This window comes from Nonomuraea sp. MG754425 (genome assembly GCF_021699195.1).
GTDB lineage: Bacteria > Actinomycetota > Actinomycetes > Streptosporangiales > Streptosporangiaceae > Nonomuraea.
The window spans coordinates 1-21,643 of record NZ_SSXE01000113.1 but is presented as its reverse complement, the minus strand read 5'-3'; the positions used below and the strand labels follow the sequence as shown (position 1 = coordinate 21,643).

At 72.2% G+C, this 21,643-nt stretch carries 18 protein-coding genes; 14 read left to right on the top strand and 4 right to left on the bottom strand.

Features of this window, described 5'->3' with window-relative positions; all coding sequences use genetic code 11:
- The first annotated feature begins 1 nt into the window (after position 1).
- The 9 genes from FAF44_RS32945 to FAF44_RS32895 are packed head-to-tail and all read left to right on the top strand — an operon-like array spanning position 2 to position 10,656.
- Positions 2 to 1,936: a glycoside hydrolase family 127 protein gene (locus FAF44_RS32945; protein ID WP_237107234.1), complete on the top strand. Its 1,935-nt coding sequence runs from the start codon at positions 2 to 4 to the stop codon at positions 1,934 to 1,936.
- The gene (locus FAF44_RS32940; protein WP_237107233.1) at positions 1,933 to 3,633 is read left to right on the top strand and encodes an ABC transporter substrate-binding protein; all 1,701 of its coding nucleotides are present in this window, start codon (positions 1,933 to 1,935) and stop codon (positions 3,631 to 3,633) included. The genes FAF44_RS32945 and FAF44_RS32940 overlap by 4 nt, the downstream gene beginning before the upstream one ends.
- Entirely contained in the window at positions 3,634 to 4,569 is a 936-nt protein-coding gene (locus FAF44_RS32935; RefSeq protein WP_237107232.1) for an ABC transporter permease, read from the top strand.
- On the top strand, positions 4,566 to 5,564 hold the full coding sequence (locus FAF44_RS32930) for an ABC transporter permease (protein ID WP_237107231.1): 999 nt from the start codon (positions 4,566 to 4,568) through the stop codon (positions 5,562 to 5,564). The genes FAF44_RS32935 and FAF44_RS32930 overlap by 4 nt, the downstream gene beginning before the upstream one ends.
- Complete coding sequence (locus FAF44_RS32925; protein ID WP_237107230.1) at positions 5,561 to 6,361, top strand: ABC transporter ATP-binding protein; 801 nt, start codon at positions 5,561 to 5,563, stop codon at positions 6,359 to 6,361. The genes FAF44_RS32930 and FAF44_RS32925 overlap by 4 nt, the downstream gene beginning before the upstream one ends.
- Positions 6,358 to 7,170, top strand: coding sequence for an ATP-binding cassette domain-containing protein (locus tag FAF44_RS55120; RefSeq protein WP_272895346.1), 813 nt, complete (start codon positions 6,358 to 6,360; stop codon positions 7,168 to 7,170). The genes FAF44_RS32925 and FAF44_RS55120 overlap by 4 nt, the downstream gene beginning before the upstream one ends.
- On the top strand, positions 7,167 to 8,441 hold the full coding sequence (locus FAF44_RS32905) for an alpha/beta fold hydrolase (protein WP_237107229.1): 1,275 nt from the start codon (positions 7,167 to 7,169) through the stop codon (positions 8,439 to 8,441). The genes FAF44_RS55120 and FAF44_RS32905 overlap by 4 nt, the downstream gene beginning before the upstream one ends.
- On the top strand, positions 8,438 to 9,769 hold the full coding sequence (locus tag FAF44_RS32900; RefSeq protein ID WP_237107228.1) for an aminopeptidase P family protein: 1,332 nt from the start codon (positions 8,438 to 8,440) through the stop codon (positions 9,767 to 9,769). The genes FAF44_RS32905 and FAF44_RS32900 overlap by 4 nt, the downstream gene beginning before the upstream one ends.
- Positions 9,766 to 10,656: a dihydrodipicolinate synthase family protein gene (locus FAF44_RS32895; protein ID WP_237107227.1), complete on the top strand. Its 891-nt coding sequence runs from the start codon at positions 9,766 to 9,768 to the stop codon at positions 10,654 to 10,656. The genes FAF44_RS32900 and FAF44_RS32895 overlap by 4 nt, the downstream gene beginning before the upstream one ends.
- 13 nt (positions 10,657 to 10,669) lie before the next feature.
- On the opposite strand, the gene FAF44_RS32890 is transcribed toward FAF44_RS32895, so the two are convergent.
- The gene (locus FAF44_RS32890) at positions 10,670 to 11,515 is read right to left on the bottom strand and encodes an ACT domain-containing protein (RefSeq protein ID WP_237107226.1); all 846 of its coding nucleotides are present in this window, start codon (positions 11,513 to 11,515) and stop codon (positions 10,670 to 10,672) included.
- 114 nt (positions 11,516 to 11,629) lie between these two features.
- Positions 11,630 to 12,403, bottom strand: coding sequence for a neutral zinc metallopeptidase (locus tag FAF44_RS32885; RefSeq protein WP_237107225.1), 774 nt, complete (start codon positions 12,401 to 12,403; stop codon positions 11,630 to 11,632).
- A gap of 159 nt (positions 12,404 to 12,562) precedes the next feature.
- On the opposite strand from FAF44_RS32885, the gene FAF44_RS32880 reads away from it, so the two are divergent.
- The 4 genes from FAF44_RS32880 to FAF44_RS32865 are packed head-to-tail and all read left to right on the top strand — an operon-like array spanning position 12,563 to position 16,964.
- Positions 12,563 to 13,645 carry a hypothetical protein gene (locus FAF44_RS32880; protein WP_237107224.1) on the top strand — a complete coding sequence of 361 codons (1,083 nt, stop codon included), beginning with the start codon at positions 12,563 to 12,565 and terminating at the stop codon, positions 13,643 to 13,645.
- Positions 13,646 to 13,661: 16 nt separating this feature from the next.
- The gene (locus FAF44_RS32875; protein ID WP_237107223.1) at positions 13,662 to 14,801 is read left to right on the top strand and encodes a toxic anion resistance protein; all 1,140 of its coding nucleotides are present in this window, start codon (positions 13,662 to 13,664) and stop codon (positions 14,799 to 14,801) included.
- Positions 14,798 to 16,357, top strand: a complete 1,560-nt coding sequence (locus FAF44_RS32870; protein ID WP_237107222.1) for a VWA domain-containing protein — start codon at positions 14,798 to 14,800, stop codon at positions 16,355 to 16,357. Before FAF44_RS32875 ends, FAF44_RS32870 begins: the two co-directional genes overlap by 4 nt.
- The gene (locus tag FAF44_RS32865) at positions 16,344 to 16,964 is read left to right on the top strand and encodes a hypothetical protein (protein ID WP_237107221.1); all 621 of its coding nucleotides are present in this window, start codon (positions 16,344 to 16,346) and stop codon (positions 16,962 to 16,964) included. Before FAF44_RS32870 ends, FAF44_RS32865 begins: the two co-directional genes overlap by 14 nt.
- Positions 16,965 to 17,047: 83 nt before the next feature.
- Here the strand turns inward: FAF44_RS32865 and FAF44_RS32860 are convergent, their stop codons facing one another.
- Together FAF44_RS32860 and FAF44_RS32855 are read right to left on the bottom strand one after the other, a co-directional pair.
- A complete protein-coding gene (locus FAF44_RS32860; protein ID WP_237107220.1) occupies positions 17,048 to 19,123 on the bottom strand; it encodes an alpha-galactosidase in 2,076 nt (691 codons plus the stop codon).
- Positions 19,124 to 19,258: 135 nt separating this feature from the next.
- On the bottom strand, positions 19,259 to 20,701 hold the full coding sequence (locus FAF44_RS32855) for an RICIN domain-containing protein (RefSeq protein WP_237107218.1): 1,443 nt from the start codon (positions 20,699 to 20,701) through the stop codon (positions 19,259 to 19,261).
- Positions 20,702 to 21,007: 306 nt separating this feature from the next.
- Here FAF44_RS32855 and FAF44_RS32850 point away from each other — a divergent pair.
- A partial coding sequence (locus FAF44_RS32850) for a siderophore-interacting protein (RefSeq protein WP_237107217.1) occupies positions 21,008 to 21,643 on the top strand: 636 nt, incomplete at its 3' end.

The window sequence follows — 21,643 nt, the reverse complement described above, 5'->3', positions numbered from 1 at the left end:
CATGACGTCTAAGCAGGTCAAGCCGCTGTCCGGAGCTGTGCGCACGTCCGCCGGAGCCGTGCGCCCGCTACCCGGAGTGCGCATCACCGGTGGTCTGCTGCACCACTGGCAGCGCCGAAACGGCACGGCCACGATCCCGCACACGATCGAGCAGCTCCGGGCGGCCGGCAACGTCGCCAACCTGAGCCGCCTCCTCGATCACGACCCGGCGCCGTTCCAGGGCCGCTACCCGTTCCTGGACACCGATCTGTACAAGACCCTGGAGGGACTGGCCTACGAGCTCGGCGACGGCCACGCGGAGCAGTCCGTACGGGACTTCTACGAGGAGGTCGTCGGCCTGCTCGAACAGGTGCAGGCCGAGGACGGTTACCTCAACTCCTACTTCCAGGACCCGGCCTCCCCCAAGAAGCCGTGGGAGGACCCGTCCTGGGGGCACGAGCTGTACAACCTGGGCCACCTCATCCAGGCCGCCGTCGCCGCGGCGCGCCGGATGGGCGACGAGCGGCTGCTGCGCGTCGCGGTGCGCTTCGCGGACCTGGTGGTGCAGCGGTTCGCGGAGGAGGGGGTGTGCGGGCACCCCGAGGTGGAGATGGCGCTCGTCGAGCTGTACCGGGAGACGGGCCTGCGCGCCTACCTCGACCTGGCCGGCGCGTTCGTCGACCGGCGCGGCTCGGGGCAGCTCAAGCACAGCATCTTCACCGGCGACTACTTCCAGGACCACCTGCCCTTCCGCGAGCTGCCGTCGGTGACCGGGCACGCGGTGCGCATGGCGTACCTGGCGGCCGGCGCGGCCGACGTCTTCCTGGAGACCGGCGACCGGTCGCTGTTCGAGGCGCTGGAGCGGCTCTGGGACGACATGGTGGCGAGCAAGCTGTACGTCACGGGCGGGCTGGGCAGCCGGCACTCCGACGAGGCGATCGGCGACCGGTACGAGCTGCCGTCCGAGCGCTCCTACAGCGAGACCTGCGCGGCCATCGCCGTCATGCAGTGGGCCTGGCGGATGTTCCTGGCCACGGGCGGCGCCAAGTACCTCGACGTGTTCGAGCGGGTGCTCTACAACGCCTACGCCGTGGGCCTGTCGGCGGACGGCCGGGCGTTCTTCTACGACAACCCGCTGCAACGCCGCCCCGACCACGAGCAGCGCAGCGGCGCGGAGCCCGGCGGCGAGCCGCTGCGCCGCGCCTGGTTCGGCTGCCCGTGCTGCCCGCCGAACATCGTGCGCTGGATGGCCCAGCTCGCCGACTACGTGGCGGCCGAGCGGGACGGCGCGCTGCTGGTCGCCGCCTACGCCGAGGCCCGCGTCGAGGGCGCGGAGCTGAGCCTCGCGATGGAGAGCGCCTACCCCTGGGACGGCGACGTGCGGCTGAGCGTCGAGCGCGCGCCGGACGGGCCGTACGCGCTGGTCCTGCGGATCCCCGGCTGGGCGCGCGGCGCGAGCGTGACCGTCAACGGCGAGCGCCTCGACGAGCGGCCGCGGGACGGCTGGCTGACCGTCGAGCGCCGCTGGTCGGCGGGCGACGAGGTACGCCTCACGCTGCCTATGCCGGTCCGGGCGCACGGCTCGCACCCCCACCTCGACGCCACCAGGGGCGCGCTCAGCCTGGCGCGCGGCCCGCTGGTCTACTGCGTGGAGCAGCACGACAGCGCGGGCAGCTCGGTGGACGACCTGGTCGTCGGCGTGCCCGAGATTGTTAACGCGAACATCGAGCGGCGGGACACCCTCGCGGACGGGGCCGTCGTGCTCGGCGTGCCCGCCGGCGTCGCTCCCCCGCCCGCCACGGAGCTCTATCCGGAGCTGCCGCTGGAACCGGCGCTTCCCGGGACGACGGTCACCGCGACCTTCGTCCCGTACTTCCTCTGGGGCAACCGCGGACCCGAACCCATGCGGGTCTGGGTCAGGACCCCGAACACGACCCATGGAAAGAAGGCGACATGAGGAGATCGGCGGCGCTCACGAGCGTCACGATGACCGCCGTGCTGGCGCTCTCGGCGTGCGGCGGGGGCGGCGGGGCCCAGGGCACGGGCGGCGGCACCGGCACGACCGGCGCGACCGGCTCGGCGGCCACCGCGGCGACGGGCGGCACGGTGCACGTCCTGGCCAACGCGGACTTCTCCCACCTGGACCCGGTCCGCGGCTTCGACGGCGGCGTGAACAACTTCTACCGGCTCATCTACCGTGGGCTGACGACGTTCGGCGCGGGCCCCGGCGAAGAGGGCACGAAGATCGTCGCCGACCTCGCGACCGACACGGGCACGGCCTCCGACGACGCCAAGACGTGGACGTTCACCCTGAAGGACGACATCTTCTTCGAGGACGGCACGCCCATCACCAGCGAGGCGGTCAAGTTCGGCTTCTCGCGGGCCTTCGACCCGGAGGCGGGGATCGGCTCGCCGTACGGCAAGCTGCTGCTCGACGCGCCCAAGGACTACAAGGGACCGTACCTGTCGGGCGATCTCGACACGATCGAGACGCCGGATGACAAGACGGTCGTCGTGCACCTGAAGAAGCCGTTCGCCGACTTCCCGAGCGCGCTGGCGCTGGCGAACTTCACCCCGTTCCCCAAGGGCACCGGGGCGGGGGCCGCGTTCGACACCAAGCCGATCGCGAGCGGGCCGTACAAGGTGGCCTCCTACCAGCGCAACGCGTCGCTCAAGCTGGAGCGCAACCCGCAATGGAAGGCCGAGACCGACACCGTGCGCACGGCGAAGCCGGACGCGTTCGAGTGGACGTTCGGCCTGGACCCGGCGACCATCGACGAGCGCATGCTGGCCGGTCAGGGCACCGACGCCAACGCGGTCGGCCCGAGCATCCAGGCGGCGACCGTCGCGCGGGTGCAGGCGCCGCAGCTCAAGGCGCGCACGCTGGCCGGGCTCAACGGCTGCACGACGTACATGGGCATGAACACCACCAAGAAGTACCTGAGCGACGTGCGGGTGCGCCAGGCGATCAACCACGCGATCGACAAGGACACCATCGTCGCGGCGATGGGCGGCTCGACGCTGGCGGAGAAGGGCACCTCGATCCAGCCGCCCACGGTCGCCGGCCGGGTGGAGTACGACCCGTACCCGCACGACGTCGAGAAGGCCAAGCAGCTCCTGGCCGAGGCCGGGCTGTCGGGCGGGTTCTCGCTGAGCCTGGACACCCGGGCGCAGCCGAAGATGGCGGCGGTCTCGGTCGCCGTGCAGGAGGCGCTCAAGCAGGTGGGCATCGAGGTCAAGATCAACAACATCGACACCTCGACGTACTACGAGGTCATCGGCACCCCGGCCAAGCAGACCGACATGGCCGTGACCGGCTGGTGCCCCGACTGGGCCTCCGGGGCGACGTTCCTGCCGCCGCTGTTCGACGGCCGTAACATCACCACCAAGGGCAACTCCAACCTCGCCCAGATCAACGACAAGGACGTCAACGCGAAGATCGACGAGATCGCCGCGATGACCGACGTCACGCAGGCCAACGCGGCCTACGGCGAGCTGGACAAGCAGATCATGGAGCTGGCCCCGGTCGTGCCGCTGGCCTACGAGAAGCTGATCCTGGTCAACGGCTCGAACATCGCGGGCGCCTACCAGTCCAACTCCTTCTCCGGCGGTGTCGACCTGGTCTCCGTCGGGCTGGCAGAGCCGACGAAGTAGATGACGGTCGCAGCGCATCCAGAGCAGGTGGCGGGCGGCGCGCCCGCCACCTCGGGCCGGCGCGTTCTCCGCGTGCTGCTGCGTGATCGGGGCGCCGTGATCAGCGGCGCCTACCTCGCGCTGATCGTGCTCATGGCGATCGGCGCGCCGCTGATCAGCGCGATCACCGGGCACGGCCCCAACGACTTCGACACGGCCGCGGTCAACACCGACCTGGGCGGGGTGCCGTACGGCTCGCTCGGCGGCATCAGCGCCGAGCACCTGCTGGGCGTCGAGCCGCAGAACGGCCGCGACATCCTGGCCCGCATCGCCTACGGGGCCCGCGTCTCCCTGATCATCGCGGCCTCGGCCACCACGCTCACCACGCTGCTCGGCGTGGTGCTGGGCATGCTGGCCGGGTTCTACCAGGGCTGGGTGGACCAGGCGATCTGCCGGGTCATGGACTTCCTGATGGCCTTCCCCGCGCTCATCTTCATGATCGCGATCCTGTCGGCGCTGCCGCAGGGCAACCGGCCGGTGCTGCTGGTCGTGGTGATCAGCGTGTTCGGCTGGCCGTACCTGGCGCGGGTGGTGCGCGGGCAGACGCTGACGCTGGTCAACCGGGAGTTCGTCGAGGCCGCGCGGGCCTCGGGCGCCTCGACCGGGCAGCTCGTGTTCAAGGAGATCCTGCCGAACCTGCGCAGCTCCCTGATCGTGATGACCACCCTGGCCGTGCCCGGCTACGTCGGGACCGAGGCGGGGCTGTCGTTCCTGGGCGTCGGCGTCACGCCGCCCACACCGTCGTGGGGTCAGATGATCGCCGGCTCGGTCGGCTGGTACGCCGTCGATCCGATGTACTTCGTGATCCCCGGCGCGTTCCTGTTCCTCACGGTGCTGTCGCTGACGGTGCTCGGCGACCGGATCCGGGCCGCCTTCGACGCGGGGGATGCCTCATGATGGCGCGTTACGTGATCGGCCGCCTCGCCGGCGTCGTGGTGATCCTCTTCCTGGTCTGCCTGTTCACGTTCGTCCTGTTCTTCACCTTGCAGCCGGACCCGGCGGTGATGATCTGCGGGAAGACGTGCACGCCGGAGCGCATCGACCAGATCCGCGACGTGCTGGGGCTCAACCTGCCGTTCCTGACCCAGTTCTTCGGCTTCCTCGGCGGCATCTTCGCCGGGCGCGACTACGGCGAGGGCGCCAACCTCGTGCACTGCGCGGCGCCGTGCCTGGGCTACAGCTTCCAGACCAACCAGTCCGTGTGGGACATGGTGGTCGAGCGGCTGCCGGTCAGTGCCACCGTCGCGATCGGCGCCGCGGTGTTGTGGCTGCTCATCGGGATCCTGGCGGGCCTGCTCAGCGCGGTCAAGGAGGGCACCTGGTGGGACCGCGGCGCGATGGGCCTGGCCCTGGGCGGCTCCAGCGTCCCCAACTACGTGCTGGCGCTGGCCCTGCAGTACGTGCTCGTCGTGCAGTTGCAGGTGCTGCCGTTCCCGCAGGCCGTGGCGTTCGGGGACGACCCCGTCGTGTGGTTCCAGTCGTACCTGATGCCGTGGATCGTGCTGGCCACCGGCTACGCCTGCCTGTACGCCCGGCTCACCCGCGCCAACGTGATCGACACCCTGGCGGAGAACTTCATGCGCACGGCCAGGTCGAAGGGCCTGAGCCCGGCGCTGACCATGCGCAGGCACGCGCTGCGACCGGCGCTGACGCCGATCGCGACGATCTTCGGCATGGACTTCGCCGCGCTGCTCGGCGGCGCGCTGATCACCGAGACCGTGTTCGGGCTGAACGGGGTCGGCAAGATGGCCGCCGACTCGATCGCCAAGAACGACCAGCCGGTCATCATGGCCGTCACGCTGCTGGCGGCGTTCTTCGTGGTGGTCGGGAACGTGGTGGTGGACCTCGTCTACACGAGGCTGGACCCGAGAGTGAGGATCACGACGCCATGAGCGAGTTGCTAGTCGTGGAGGATCTCACCGTCACCTTCCCGACCACGCGCGGGCCGGTGGACGTGGTCAAGGGCGTGTCGTTCACGGTCGGCCGGGACGAGACGGTCGGCATCGTCGGCGAGTCGGGCTCCGGCAAGTCGATGACCAGCCTGGCCGTCATGGGGCTGCTGCCCAAGGGCGCCGGTACCAGCGGCAGCATCCGGCTGAACGGCGTCGAGCTGCTCGGCCGGCCCGACCGGGAGCTGCGCGGGCTGCGCGGTGACCAGATGTCGATGATCTTCCAGGATCCGCTGTCGTCGCTGAACCCGTACTACACGGTGGGCCTGCAGATCGAGGAGATGTACCGCGCGCACCGCGGCGGCTCGCGCCGGGCCGCGCGCGGGGTCGTCGTCGAGGCGCTCAGGCAGGTGGGCCTGCCGGAGCCGGAGCTGCGGGCGGGCTACTACCCGCACCAGTTCTCCGGCGGGCAGCGGCAGCGGGTCATGATCGCGATGGCGCTGGTGTGCGAGCCCGCGCTGCTCATCGCCGACGAGCCGACCACGGCCCTGGACGTGACCGTGCAGGCGCAGATCCTGCGGCTGCTGGCCGACCTGCGCGGCCAGAGCGGCACCGGGATGGTGTTCATCACCCACGACCTGGCCGTGATCAGCTCGATCGCGACCCGCGTGCTGGTCATGCGGCGCGGCGAACAGGTCGAGTACGGCACCGCCGAGCAGATCTTCGCCGAACCCGGGCACGAATACACCCGGATGCTGCTGGAGAGCATCCCGCGCATCGACGATGAGGTGATGACATGACGTTGCTGCGCGCCGAGGGCCTGACCAAACGGTTCGTCTCGCGCGGACCGCTGGGCGCCAGGGCCGAGTTCACCGCCGTGGACCAGGTCGGCTTCGAGGTGCGGCTGGGCGAGACGCTGGCCGTCGTCGGCGAGTCCGGCAGCGGCAAGTCCACGACCGCCCGCATGATCGCCAAGCTGATGGACCCGACCGAGGGCACCCTGGAGTTCGAGGGCGAGGACGTCACGCACGCCAAGGGCGCGGCGCTGGCCCGTTTCCGCGCCAACGTCCAGGTCGTCTTCCAGGACCCGTTCTCCTCGCTCAACCCCCGCCACACGGTCGAGCGCATCCTCATGGCGCCGCTGGTCTACCAGGGCATCGCGCCCAGGGGCAGCCGCCGCGCGCACGCCAAGGAGCTGATGGAGCGGGTCGGGCTCGACCCCGACCACTCGCTGCGCTACCCCGCGCAGTTCTCCGGCGGGCAGGCGCAGCGCATCGGCATCGCCCGCGCGCTGGCCGTCAACCCCAAGCTGGTGATCTGCGACGAGGCCGTCTCCGCGCTGGACGTGTCGGTGCAGGCGCAGGTGATCGAGCTGCTGCGGCGGCTGCAGCGCGAGAGCGGCTTCAGCTACGTGTTCATCGCCCACGACCTGGCCGTGGTGCGGCAGATCGCGCAGCGGGTCGCGGTGATGAGCGAGGGCCGGATCGTCGAGCTCGGGACGACGGAGCAGGTCTTCGCCGACCCGCGCGACGCGTACACGCGCGCGCTGCTGGCGGCCGTGCCGCGCATCGATCCGGAGTGGGACCGCCGAAGGAGGGAGAGATCATGATCACCGCCACGTACACGATCCCCGGGATGCGGGTGCGCGATCACGCCGAGCGGGTGCCGCTCGACTGGTCGCAGCCCGGCGGCGAGACGATCACGGTGTTCGCCCGCGAGCTGGTCGACCCCGTCCGCGACGGGGACGACCTGCCGTGCCTGCTCTATCTGCAGGGCGGGCCCGGCGGCAAGGGACCCCGCCCGGTCGGCACGGCGGGCTGGCTGGGGCAGGCGCTGGAGACGTACCGGGTGATCCTGCTCGACCAGCGGGGCACCGGCCGCAGCTCGCGCGTGGACGGCCGGGTGATGAGCGCCCTGTCCGCGCGGGACGGCGCCGCCCACCTGGCGCACTTCCGCGCGGACTCGATCGTGGCCGACGCCGAGCACCTGCGCCGGACGGTCTTCGGCGACCGGCGCTGGTCCACGCTGGGGCAGAGCTACGGCGGCTTCCTGACGCTCACGTACCTGTCGAACGCGCCGGAAGGGCTGAGCGCCTGCTATGTGGCGGGCGGCCTGCCGTCGCTGGACCCGGACGCCGCCGAGGTCTACCGCCGCACGTATCCGCGGGTGGCGGCCAAGAACGCCGAGTTCTACCGGCGTTACCCGCAGCACGCCGAGACGACGGCCCGCCTGGCCGACCGGCTGGCCGACGGCGACGTACGGCTGCCCGACGGCGACACCCTGACCGTGCGGCGGCTGCAGTCGCTGGGCATCGACTTCGGCATGAAGCCCGGCTACGAGCGCATGCACTGGCTGCTCGACGAGTCGGACGGGCTGCCGGAAACGTTCCTGCACCAGGTGCTGGCCCGCTCCTCCTACGCCGACAACCCGCTGTTCGCCGCACTGCAGGAGAGCATCTACGGCTCCGGCCGCGGCGCCACCGCGTGGGCGGCGCAACGCGGGCGCGCGGCCCATCCCGCCTTCGCCGAGGACGCCAGGCCGCTGCTGTTCACCGGCGAGATGATCTACCCTTGGATGTTCCAGGAGATCAGCGCGCTACGTCCCTTCCACGGCGCCGTCGAGTCGCTCGCCGAGCGCGACGACTGGCCGCCGCTGTACGACCTCGACCGGCTGGCCGCCAACGAGGTGCCGGTGGCCGCCGCCGTCTACTTCGACGACATGTACGTCGACTCGGGCCTGCAGTTGGAGACCGCCTCCAGGGTCGGCAACATCCAGGCCTGGGTCACCAACGAGTACGAGCACGACGGCATCGGCGACGAACGCGTCTTCGCCCGCCTGACGAAGCTCGTCCGCGACACGGGAGGAGGACTTCCCCGATGAGTGACGGAAAGCCGCCCAGGCTCACCGAGGTCCCCGCGTTCACCGAGTACATCGCCCAGGGCTGGGACTCCCCCGTCCGCGAGCCGCAACTCGTCCCGGGCGCCGCCGGGGCCGCCGCCGCCCACCGGGCCAGGCTCGCCGAGGCGCTGCCGGGACGCACCGTCGTCGTGGCGGCCGGGCACGCGCCGACCCGCAGCAACGACACCGCCTACGACTTCCGCGCCGACAGCGACTTCTACTGGCTGACCGGCTGCGCGGTGGAGCACGCGGTGGCCGTCGTCGGCGACGGCGCCGCCACCCTGTACCTGCCGCCGCCCGCCCGGCCCGGCGACATCGGCTTCTTCGCCGACGCCGCCTACGGCGAGCTGTGGGTCGGCCCGTCGCCGTCGCTCGCCGCGTGGTCGGCCGCGCTCGGCGTCAAGGTCGCGCCGCTGGCGGACTTCCCCGGCCCGCCGCCCGGCGAGCTGCCCGAGGACGTCGGGCGGGTGCTCGCCGAACTGCGCATGATCAAGGACGAGTGGGAGATCGCGCAGTTGCGCGAGGCCGTGGACCGCACGGTCGAGGGCTTCGCCGCCGTCCTGGCCGAACTGCCCGCCGCGATCGGCGGCGGGGGCGAGCGCTGGCTGCAGGGCACCTTCGACCGGTACGCCAGGACCCACGGCAACGGCCCCGGCTACGCCTCCATCGTGGGCGCCGGGCCGCACGCCCCCACCCTGCACTGGGTGCGCTGCGACGGCCCCGTCAACGAGGGCGAGGTGCTGCTGCTCGACATGGGCGTGGAGACCCGCTCCCACTACACCGCCGACGTCACCCGCACCTTCCCGGTCTCCGGCGCGTTCACCCCCGTCCAGCGGCAGGTGCACGACCTCGTGGAGCGGGCGCACCGCGCCGGGATGGCGCAGGTGCGGCCGGGCCGCCCGTTCACCGCCTTCCACCACGCGGCCATGGAGGTCATCGCGCGCGGCCTGCACGACTGGGGGCTGCTGCCGGTCTCGGTGGACGAGGCCCTGTCGGACGCGGGCCAGCACCACCGCCGCTACCTGATCTGCGGCATCGGCCACCACCTGGGCCTCGACGTGCACGACTGCGCGCGCTCCCGCCCCGAGTCCTACCACGGGGCGCGGATGACGCCCGGCATGGCGCTGACCGTCGAGCCCGGCCTGTACTTCCACGCGCACGACCGCACGGTTCCGCCGGAACTGCGCGGCATCGGCGTGCGGATCGAGGACGACCTGCTGGTGACGGCGGACGGCGCGGAGGTCCTCTCCGCCGCGCTGCCCATCGACGCGAGCGGACTTGAGAACTGGACCAAGGAGAAGAACGTATGACCGCCCCCGTGTGGCACGGCGTGCACGTCGCGACCGCGCTGCCCTTCACCGACGACCTGTCCGTCGACTACGACGCCTACGCCGAGCACGTGCGCTTCCTGGCCGAGGGCGGCTGCGACGGCGTGTGCCCCAACGGCTCGCTCGGCGAGTACCAGACGCTGACCGCCGAGGAGCGGGCCCGCGTCGTGCGCACCGCGGTCGAGGCCGCGCCCGACGGCTTCCACGTCATGCCGGGCGTGGCCGCGTACGGGGCCGCGGAGTCGCGGCGCTGGGCCGAGCAGGCGGCCGAGGCGGGGGCGTCGTCGGTGCTGCTGCTGCCGCCGAACGCCTACCGCGCCGACCACGACGCCGTCGTCGGGCACTACCGCGAGGTGGCCGCGGTGGGCCTGCCGGTCGTGGCCTACAACAACCCGATCGACACCAAGGTGGATCTGACGCCGGCGCTGCTGGCCGAGCTGTACCACGAGGGGCTGATCGTCGGGGTCAAGGAGTTCACCGGGGACGTGCGCCGCGCGTACGAGATCGCCGAGCTGGCCCCCGGGCTCGACCTGCTGGTGGGCTCGGACGACGTGCTGCTGGAGCTGGGCCTCGCGGGCGCGGTCGGCTGGATCGCCGGGTACCCGAACATGATCCCCCGGGCCACGGTCGAGCTGTACCGCCTGGCCGTGGCGGGCGACGTCGCCAAGGCCCTGCCGCTCTACCGCGACCTGCACCCGCTGCTGCGGTGGGACTCCAAGACCGAGTTCGTGCAGTCGATCAAGTTGTCGATGGACCTGGCGGGGCGCAAGGGCGGAGCCTGCCGGCCGCCACGCACCGCGCTCGCGCCGGAGGTGGCGGCCAGGATCACCCGCGACACCGAGGCGGTGCTCGCCAAGGGCTACCGCTGAGCCGCCCCCCGGGTCAGCCGGTGCTGTAGCGGGCGTGCGTGGCCGCGCCCGCCAGCGCCGCCGCCCTGGCCGCCTCGGTCGGCGTGAACGGCAGTTCGGGCCGCCGGACGAGCAGCGCCCGGTCGGGGGTGACGGAGACGACCATGGTGGTGTTGAGCCCGGCGCCCTCGTCCACGGTGTCGCCGGGCCGCCGCCACTCCACCTGGGAGACGCGCAGCAGCTCGGCCATCGCCTCGGGCAGCCGGCCCGGGTCGTCGCTGACCCGCTGGGCCAGCATGAGCGCCTGCACGCCGGGGTCGGTGAGGTCCTTCACCCGCGCGGGCACGATGATCACGTCGTGCCCGCCGGCCGCGGCCAGCGCCCCCGCCAGCGCGCCGATCGGCAGCTCGCGGGGCGCCTCGATGACGAACTCGTCGAGCGCGTCGCACCCGGCGGGCGTGATGGCGCTGCCTCCGGTCGGGGCGATGTGCAGGGCGAGGATGTTGCAGCCCAGCCGCCCGAACGCGCCCGCCACGGTGGCGAGCCTGCCGGGCCGCTCGACCACCCGCATGCGGATGCGCCACAACGCCATGGGTCCGGCCTCGCCCTCGACGGCCTGCGGGGCCGTGCCGCGCCGGGCGCGGGAGCGCGGCCGGAGCCGGCCCCGGGCGGCGAGCCGCTTGTGGATCGCGGCGCCGACGATCAGCGCCAGACCCAGACCGACCAGGACCACGGGCCCGGGGTCCTGGTGGCCGAGCAGGGTCGCGAGCAGGTGCGCCAGGCCGACCGCGAGGAACAGCGCGGCGAGCTCGGCGAGCTCCCGTCCCCAGGAACGGCGGTGTCCGGTACGTGCGTCAATCACCTTCGGTGCATCGCTCATGCCCGTCAGTATGCGCGGGCCGTGTTACCTGATCATGGGTGGCTGGGTTGCGGCGGCATTAAACCCGGTTAACCGGCCGCCGCCTGTCCTGCTTGTCTCCGTCCTGTCCTTGTGTCACGCGACCTTGGCGGCGGAGGCCGTCCAGGTGTTGCAGGCCGCGGGTGAGACGGCGTGGAAACCCTTGTCCAGCCAGGCCGCGATGTTGCGCCCCTTGCCGTGGTCGCGGACCTCGGCCTGCTCGTCGCCGCTCTCCCTCCTCAGGTCGAGCAGGAACTTCCAGTCGTCCCCGGTGCGCTTCAACGAGTCCCAGACGCTGCCGATGAAAACCCCCGCCAGGCACTCGGCCTGCAGTTCGGAACGGCGCGACTGCTCGTTCCGCTCGCTCTTGCCCCGGTAGGAATGCCGGCCGTGGGCGCGGTTGATGCCGGTGAGCTGCTGGAGGTGGTGGCCGTACTCGTGGGCGACCAGGTCGAGGAGGAACAGGTCGCCGGGGTCGCTGAGCGTGTTCTTGTCCAGCAGGAGCAGGAAGCGCCCCTCCGCCGGGCAGTAGGCGCCCGACGCCTCGCCCCACGGCTCGCCGCAGAAGCGCCGCTCCTTGGTGATGAAGCCGATCTTCGGTTTGGTGAACGGCAGCCCGGCGCGCTTGAAGTAGGCGCCCCATGAGGCGGTGAGGCAGTTGAACACCGTGGTCAGGTAGCGCTTGGCGAGGGCGACGTCGTTCGGCTTGACCGGGCGCTCGGTGCACCGGCTGTCCTGGAGCACGCCGGAGCGGTAGAGCTGGTTCGCGGTCAGGGCCCGATCGCGGACGGGGTAGGCGGCGTGCGCCGTACCGCCCAGGAGCAGCAGCGATAACAGGGCGCTCGTGAGCAGGCCGATGAGACGTCGCATGCCCGGCATCCTAGGCCAGAACCGCGCTTCAGCCCTTTTCCCGGACTGCCGTGAACGGCGCGTGAATTCTGCCGTACGTTCCCCTTGCGCCCCGCGCGACCTGTGTCACCGCCGTCCCATAATCCTCGGCATGGGGGTCATTTCAGGAAACGGGGTTCGATGAAGCGGTGGATCGGCGTCGTCCTGGCGGTGGTGCTGGCCGGTGTGGCGGCGGTCGCGATCGTCATCGGGAACCAGGGGGACGGCGCGCCGCAGGCGACGGTGGTACGGGGGGTCATCGGGTCGGAGAAGAAGCCGTTCTTCGACGACCCGGAGGTCAAGGCGGCCTTCGCCCGGCACGGCCTGCGCGTCGAGGTGGACACCGCCGGGTCCCGGCAGATCGTCACCGACGTGGACCTGAGCCGCTACGCCTTCGCCTTTCCGTCCAGCGTCCCGGCCGCCGAGCGGATCAAGCGCGACCGCGGCGCCGCCGTCACGTACTCGCCGTTCTACTCGCCGATGGCGGTGGCCACGTTCGAGCCGATCGCGGAGTTGCTGACGAAGGCCGGAGTCCTCAGCGATTCCGGCAAAGGCCACCAGACCTTCGACATCAAGAAATATCTAGATCTGGTGGCCAAGGGCACTCGCTGGGACGAGATTCCCGATAATTCGTCATATAAGGCGCGCAAGCGGGTGTTGCTCACCACGACCGACATCCGCACCTCGAACTCCGCCGCCATGTACCTGTCCGCCATCGGCTACGTCGCCAACGGCGAGGACGTCATCAGCTCCGCCGGCCAGATCGCCAAGATCGCGCCCGTCCTCGCGCCGGCCGTGCTCGACCAGGGCTTCTCCGAGTCCACCAGCGAGGCGTCCTTCGACGACTACCTCGCGCTGGGCGCCGGCAAGACGCCGATGCTGGTCGTCTACGAGGCGCAGTACCTGGCGCACGTCTTCGCCGGCGACGGCGCGATCAAACCCGGCATGCGGCTGGTCTACCCGTCGCCGACCGTGCTCAGCAAGCACACCGTGGTCCCCCTGTCGGGCGACGGCGACCGGGTCGGCAAGCTGCTCACCGAGGACCACGAGCTGCAGGCCCTCGCCGCCCGGTACGGCTTCCGCACCACCGACCCGCAGGCGTTCGCCGGCCTGGTCGCCAAGACGAAGGCGCCGGCCGCCGCCGACCTCGTGGACGTCGTCGAGCCGCCCACCTACGAGCGGCTGGACCAGCTCATCACCACCATCGACGCCGCACGACCCTAGCAAGGAGATCCCGCACGTGTCCGAACTGGTGCTCACGCCGCCCGCGCCGGTCACCCCGGTCCCGGCCGAGACGGCGGCCACCATGCTGCCGATGGCCGACGAGCGCGCCGCCGAGCTGACCGCCAGGGCCCGCGAGTTCGCCGGCGAGCTGAGCGGGATCGACCCGCGCACGCCGGAGTTCTCCCGCAAGGTCCACGACATCTCCTCGATGGGCGACACCGAGATCAGGTCCGCCTCGCAGGTGGCCAACCGCATGCTCAAGCGGCCGGTCGCGGCCCTCGGCGGGGCCAGGGGCGAGGGCGCCGACGCCCAGGCCAGGGTCGCCGGCGGGCTGGTGGCGCTGCGCCGCACCGTCGTGGACCTGGACCCGAAGCAGGCGGCGAGCGGGCCGCGCCGGCTGCTGGGGCTCATCCCGTTCGGCGACCGGCTGCGCGACTACTTCGCCCGCTTCCACTCCGCGCAGCAGCACCTCGACGACATCATCCGCGCGCTCAAGTCCGGCCAGGACGAGTTGCTGCGCGACAACGCCGCCATCGAGGGCGAGAAGGCGAACCTGTGGGAGGCGATGACCAGGCTGCAGGAGTACGCGGTCATGGCCAAGGCGATGGACGCCGCCATCGAGGAGCGCGTCACGCTGGCCGACGAGACGCAGGCCACGGCGCTGCGCTCGGACGCGCTGTTCGCGGTCCGCCAGAAGCACCAGGACCTGCTCACCCAGCTCGCCGTCTCCGCACAGGGCTACCTGGCCCTCGACCTGGTGCGCAAGAACAACCTGGAGCTCAGCAAGGGCGTGGACCGCGCCACCACGACCACGGTCGCGGCCCTGCGCACGGCGGTCACGGTCGCGCAGGCGCTGGCGAACCAGAAGCTCGTCCTCGACCAGATCAGCGCGCTCAACGCGACGACCGGCGACCTGATCCTGGCCACCAGCGAGATGCTGCGCACGCAGGCCGGCGCCATCCAGAACCAGGCCGCCTCGACCAGCGTGGACATGGACACGCTGCGCCAGGCGTTCGACAACGTCTACGCCACCATGGACCTGATCGACTCCTTCCGCGCCAAGGCCGTGGACAGCATGGCCGCCACCGTGGACAGCCTGTCCTCCGAGCTGGAACACGCCAGGACGTACCTCGACCGCGCCCGGGAGTCGTCATGAGGCTGCGCGGGGGGCTCGCGGCCGTCCTGGTGCCCGCCCTGCTCCTGACGGCCGGCTGCGGCGGGACGGAGGAGGCCGCCGACGGCCCCGACGTGCTGCGCGTCCTGGCCGGCAGCGAGATCAAGGACCTGGAGCCGCTGCTCGAACGGGCCGGGAGCGAGGCCGGCGTCACGGTGCGGCTCACCTACACCGGCACGCTCGACGGCGCGGACCAGGTCGCGAGCGGCCGGGCCGACGGCAACCTGGACGCCACCTGGTTCTCCTCCAACCGCTACCTGTCGCTGATCGACGGCGCGCCGGCCAAGCTGTCCACCCAGACCAAGATCATGGTCTCGCCGGTCGTGCTCGGGCTCAAGCCGGCCAAGGCCGCCGAACTCGGCTGGGACCGCCGGCAGGTCTCGTGGGCCGACATCGCCACGGCGGCCGAAGACGGCCGCTTCAGCTTCGGCATGACCAACCCCGCCTCCTCCAACTCGGGCTTCTCCGCCCTGGTCGGGGTAGCCGCCGCGCTGTCGGACGCCGACGGCGCGCTCAGCGCCGAGCAGGTCGCCACGGTGACGCCCCGGCTGAAGGAGTTCTTCTCCGCGCAGCGGCTGACGGCCGGCTCGTCGGGCTGGCTGGCCGACGCCTACGCCCGCGACCCGAGCGTGGACGGCATGGTCAACTACGAGTCGGTGCTGCTGGGCGCGCGCGAGCCGCTCACGCTCGTCCACCCCTCCGACGGCGTGGTCAGCGCCGACTACCCGCTCACGCTGCTGGCCTCCGCCCCGGAGGAGAAGAAGGTCCTGTACGGCAAGCTCGCCGCCTGGCTGCGCACCCCGGCCGTGCAGAAGGAGATCATGACCGGCACGCACCGCCGGCCGATCGTCGGCGGCGTCCCGCTCGACGCCCGCTTCGGCGCGGGCCAGCTCATCGAACTGCCCTTCCCCAACCGGCGCGGCACCGCCGACGAGCTGATCGCCACCTATCTCAACCAGGTGCGCGTCCCGGCGCAGGCCACGTTCGTGCTGGACACGTCCGGCTCGATGAAGGGCGAGCGGATCACCGCGCTGCGGCAGGCGCTGGTGGCCCTGACCGGCGCGGACTCCTCCGCCTCCGGCGCGTTCACCCGCTTCAGCAACCGCGAGAGCGTCACGATGATCCCGTTCAGCGGCTCGCCGCGCCGGCCGGTCCCGTTCACCGTGCCGGAACGCGCGCCCGAGCAGGTCCTCGCCGAGATCAGGCGCTACGCCGAGGGGCTGACCGCCCTCGGCGGCACCGCGATCTACGACAGCCTCCGGGCCGCCTACGGCCGTCCGGTCACCTCCGGCCGCTACGGCTCGATCGTGCTCATGACCGACGGCGAGAACACCAACGGCTCCGACTACGCCGGCTTCGAGTCCTACTACCGCTCGCTGCCGCAGGACAGCCGCCGGGTCCCGACGTTCGTGGTGCTGTTCGGGGAGAGCGACGTCGAGGAGATGCGCAAGGTGGCCGAGCTGACCGGCGGCGCGGTGTTCGACGCCCGCGAGACCTCGCTGACCAGCGCGTTCAAGGAGATCCGTGGCTACCAGTGAGCGGGTCCTGCGTTACCTGGGCTCGACCAGGAACATCGTCGGCTCGGTCCTGGCGCTGCTCGGGCTGGGGGCCCACTTCCTGGGGCTGGCGGGCGCGTTCTGGCCGGTCGTCGTGCTCGCGGCGTACGGGGTGGGCGCGCTGCTCGCCCCGCCCGACCGCGTCCGGCTGACGATCTCGCACGCCGAGGTCGAGACGCGGGCGCTGCGCGCCGACCTGGACGGGCTGCTGCGCCGCGTCGACGGGCGTTTCCCCGACGACGTGCGGGCCGCCACGCACGCGCTGGCCGAGGTCATCGGCGCCGTGCTGGCCAGGGCCGAGCAGCTCACCGCCTCCCCCGACCAGCTCCACGTGGTCTCGCAGACCATCCGCCGCTACCTGCCCGCCAGCCTGGAGGCGTACGCGAACCTGCCCCGCCGCTACGCCCTCACCCGGCGGGCCGGGCGGGAGCGCAGCGCGCACGAGGAGCTGCTGGAGCAGCTCGCGCTGCTCGACGCCCAGATGGGCAAGGTCGCCGAGGCGATCCACCGGGGCGACGAGCAGGCGCTGCGCGACCAGGGCAGGTTCCTGCGCGACCGGTTCGGCGGCTCCGGGCTCGACCTGGGCTGAGCGGCGCTACACCCGCTCCAGCTCGACGACCAGCGCCGACGCGGGCCGCAACGCGGGGGCCGGCAAACCCAGCTCGACCTGCGCTACACCCGCTCCAGCTCGACGACCAACGCCGTCGCGGGCCGCAGCGCGGGAGCCGGCAGGCCCAGCTCGCCCAGCACGGCCCCGGACAGCCGCACCGGCCCGCCGTCCGGCGTCGCGGCCCACTCCGGCAGCGCCGTCCGCTCGGGGGCGGGGCCGGCGAGCCGCACCTCGTACACCGCCTCAGGGTCGAGGCCGGGCAGCCGCAGCGGGCCTGGCGTGATCGCCGTCCTGGAGCTGAGCTGCACGTACGCGTACACCGCCCGCTCGGGCAGCACCACCCCGTGCAGCAGCGCCGACGGGTCGGGATGGTCGGCCCGCACCACCCGCCCGGCGTGCAGCACCGGCCGCAGCCGCTTGTGCAGCGCGATCCAGGTGGCCAGCTCGTCCAACTCCTCCTGGCTCGCGGCGGTCAGGTCCCACTCCACGCCCATGTGCCCGAACAGCGCCGTCGCCGCGCGGAAGGCCAGCGGCAGCACCCGGCCGGTGCAGTGGTCGCGCGGCGCGCCGACGTGGCAGCCCAGCCGCTCCGGCGGCACCAGCAGCCCCGTCCAGCGCTGGATCGACTGCCGGTCGAGCGCGTCGTTGCTGTCGGAGGTCCACACCCGGTCGGTACGGGCCAGGACGCCGTAGTCGATGCGCGCGCCGCCCGACGAGCACGACTCGATCTCCAGCCTGGGGTGGCGCTCGCGCAGCTCGTCCAGCAGCCGGTAGGCGGCCAGCGTCTGGGCGCGCACGCCCGGCACGCCGTCGTGCACCGGCTCGGCGATGTCGCGGTTGTGGTCCCACTTGATGTAGTCGAGCGCGTACTCGCCGACCAGCGCGTCCAGCCGCTCCAGCAGGTACGCGTACACCTCGGGCCGGGCCAGGTCGAGCACCTGCTGGTGGCGGTGCGGCGGCGGCATGCGCTCGGCGTGCCCGAGGATCCAGTCGGGGTGCGCGCGGGCGAGGTCGGAGTCGGGGTTGACCATCTCCGGCTCGAACCAGAGGCCGAACTGCATACCCAGCTCGCGGACGCGGTCGGCCAGCGGGCGCAGGCCGTCCGGCCAGACGCCCTCGTCCACGTACCAGTCGCCGAGGCCCGCCCGGTCGTGGCGGCGGTGGCGGAACCAGCCGTCGTCGAGCACGAACCGCTCGATCCCGGCCGCCGCCGCCTTGCCGGCCAGCTCCAGCAGCCGGGGCAGGCCGTGGTCGAAGTAGGTGGCCTCCCAGTTGTTCAGCGTGACCGGACGCACCGGGAGCGGACGCGCCCGCAGGTGCCCGTGCAGCCGGGCGCTCGCGTCGTCCAGACCGCCGCCCGACCAGGCGAAGAACACCCACGGCGTCCGGTAACTCTCGCCTTCGGCGAGCACCACCTCGCCGGGTTCGAGCAGCTCGCCGGCGCCCAGCAGCGCCACGCCCTCGGCGACGCGCTCGGCGTAGTGGACGTGGTCGCCGCTCCAGCCCGCGTGCACCGCCCACACCTCGCCGGAGCGGAACCCGAACCCGCCGGTGCCGGCCACCAGCAGCCCGGTCGCGTCGTGCCCGGTGCGGCCCCGCCGGTTCTCCCGCGACCACACCCCCTGGCCGAACTCCCTGCGCTGCGGCACCTTCTCCAGCGCCCACCGGCCGGTGAAGTCCAGCAGCTCACCGGCCCGCTCCGGCACCGGCAGCACGCACATCAGCCCCGCCACCCGGTACGGCGAGGCCGCCGCGTTCGTCACCGTGTGCCGCAGCCGCACCAGCCCGCCGCCGTCCATGCGCAGCTCGCTCACCAGCCGCAGGCCCGCCTCGGGGTCGGAGGCGGTGACGGTCACGGACCCACCGGAGCCGGGCTCGGCCGACACGTCGATCCCGTCCAGGCTCCACCGGACCGGCCAGTGCTCGCCGTCCCTGACGCCGGACAGGCCCGGCCGGCCGTACCAGGCGTCCCCCTGGGCGGGCAGCAGCGGCGGGGACGGCGCGGCGAGCACGGGCAGCAGGCCGGGACCGGCGGCCGGCCCGAGGCCGGCGCCGAAGTGCCGCACCCGCGGCAGCCCCGGGCCGGAGTCGTCGAGCACCAGCGCGACGCCCGCCGCGGAGAGGATCACAGGAGACAAGTCGGGCTCCTATCGCAGGGAGGGGACCTCAACAGCGCTATGACGCTACCTCCCCGTCCTGCGCGGGCGCACGACGAGGCCCCTCCGGCGGGCGGACGCCGGAGGGGCCGTGGGGGAAGGACCTGCCGGGACGGCTCAGACGGAGATGCGCCCCGCGCCGGCGCCCGCGGTCACGATCGACTTCACCCCGGAGGCGGTGTCGAGCGAGTACGCGTACGGGATGGACCCGACGCTGCCGCCGCTCTGGCCACTGCCGGAGTTGACGAAGTGGTTGTTGCGCGCGACCAGGCTGCCGGCCGGGGAGTCACCCTCGCCGCGATGGAACGGGTCGTCGGTGTTCTCGAAGTAGTTGCCCTCGACCAGCACGCCGGCCTCCTGGGTGGAGGCGACGCCGTAGCTGCCGACGTTGCCGTAGTAGTTGTTGTAGACGTGCACCGGGTTGCCGAAGCGCACCCGCGGGTGGCGCTGGTTGGTGCCGTCGAACCAGTTGTGGTGGTACGTCACGCGCAGATGCCCGCGGTCCTCGCCGCCGTTGCCGTCGTCGTGGCCGAGCAGCATGGTCTTGTCGTGGTCGAAGACCCGGTTCCAGGAGATGGTGACGTAGTCGCTGGCCCGCTTGACGTCCACGGCGCCGTCGTAGCCGTCGCTGAAGGTGTTGTGGTCGATGAAGACGCGGGTCGAGTACTGCACGTTGATCGCGTCGTCGTTCCAGCCGCGGAAGGTGAGGTTGCGCACGATCACGTTCGAGGCTTCGGAGATGTTGAACCCGCAGCCGGAGATCACCGCGCCCGAGTTGCCCAGCACGGACTTGTTGGAGGCCACGCGCAGCATGCCGGAGCAGGAGATCGTGCCCGACACCCTGATCACCGCGGCGCCGCTCGCCGACAACGCGCTGGTCAGGGCCGAGGCGCTGCTGACGGTGGTCGGTGCGGCGTTGCCGCCGCCGGTGGTGCCGCCGCCCTGGGTGGCCCAGCCGACCAGCCCGGACGGGTTGCCGGGCGGAGGCGTGGTGGGCGGGTCCGTCGGGTCGGTCGGCGGGTCGGTGGGCGTGCCGGACGAGCTCAGCCGCCACTGCTTGGTGGCGACCGAGTCGCAGGAGTTGGTCTGCACCAGGCCGCCGGACGCGGTCGAGTCGTCCTTGATGTTGAGGCACTTGCCGCCGTTGGCGCTGGCGAGCCGGACGGTGGAGCCCGACTCGGCCGCCGTCCACGTCTGGGACGCGGCGCCGGTGCAGGTCTCCTGCTGCACGGCCTTGCCGGCGGAGGTGCTGGCGTCCTTGACGCCCGCGCACTTGCCGCTGTGGGCGGCCTTGAGGGTGTAACCGCCGCTGACGGCCGCCAGCGTCCAGGTCTGGGCCGCGCCGCCGCACGCGGTCTGGGTGAGCTGCACGCCGTCGGACGTGCTCGCTCCCGGAACGGTGAGGCACAGCCCGCTTCCGTTGTTCACCACCGTGTACGATCCGGGCGCCGGGGCGGCCGAGGCCGAGGTGGCCCCCACGACGCCCGCCGTCGTGACGCCGGCCAGGGCCAGGACGATCGCGGTAAGGGCGGCCGCGCCGCCGTTCATGGTGTGTCGCACGATTCACGCTCCTTGCTGTGGCCTCGCGCAGGTGCTGAGCGCCCTGCCCTGGTGTCCCCCCAGCGAGCATTGGTTCACATATGTGACAGCCGTACGTACGAGCGAACAGCCCACAACATAGGTAAGCGCTTTCCCGCTGTCAATCGGCCGTGAAACTTTCACTCCCGCCTGGCCCTCACGTACTCCGACCTGCTCATATCCACGCACGGCGACGACCCGGCGACCGCACGCGACGGATCCCGAGTGGCCTAAAGCCGCGAAATCATTTAGGTTAGGCTCACCTAATCTAGATCGGAGATTTCGGGGATGACCGAGCCCTTTCACATGTTCCACGTACGGGTGGACCGGCTCGAACGGCTGAGCCCGTCGTTCCTGCGGGTGACCTTCGCCGGCGACGACCTGCGGCACTTCGCGGACAACGGCTTCGACCAGCGGGTCAAGCTCCTCCTCCCCGTCCCGGAGCACGGCTTCGCGCACCTGCCCGCCGGCGCCGACTGGTACGCGCGCTGGCGCGTGCTCGACTCCGCCAGGCGCAACCCGATGCGCACCTACACCGCCAGGCTCGTCCGTCCCGAGGCGGCCGAGGTCGACGTGGACGTGGTCATGCACCCGGACGGCGGCCCGGTCGCCCGCTGGGCCGAAGGGGTGCGTCCGGGCGACCTCGCCGCGCTCTACGGCCCGCACGCGCGCTTCGAGGGCCGCCACGGCGGGCTCGAGTTCCACCCGCCCGCCGGCACGGGCTGCGTGCTCATCGCCGGCGACGAGACCGCCGTGCCCGCCATCTGCGCCATCCTGGAGCGCCTGCCCGCCCACCTGAACGGCGAGGTGCTCATGGAGGTGCCCACCAGCGACGACTTCCTGCCGGTGCGGACGGACGCCCCGGTCAAGGTCACCTGGCTGGCCAGGAACGGGGGCGAGCGCGGCGCCCAGCTCGTCCCCGCC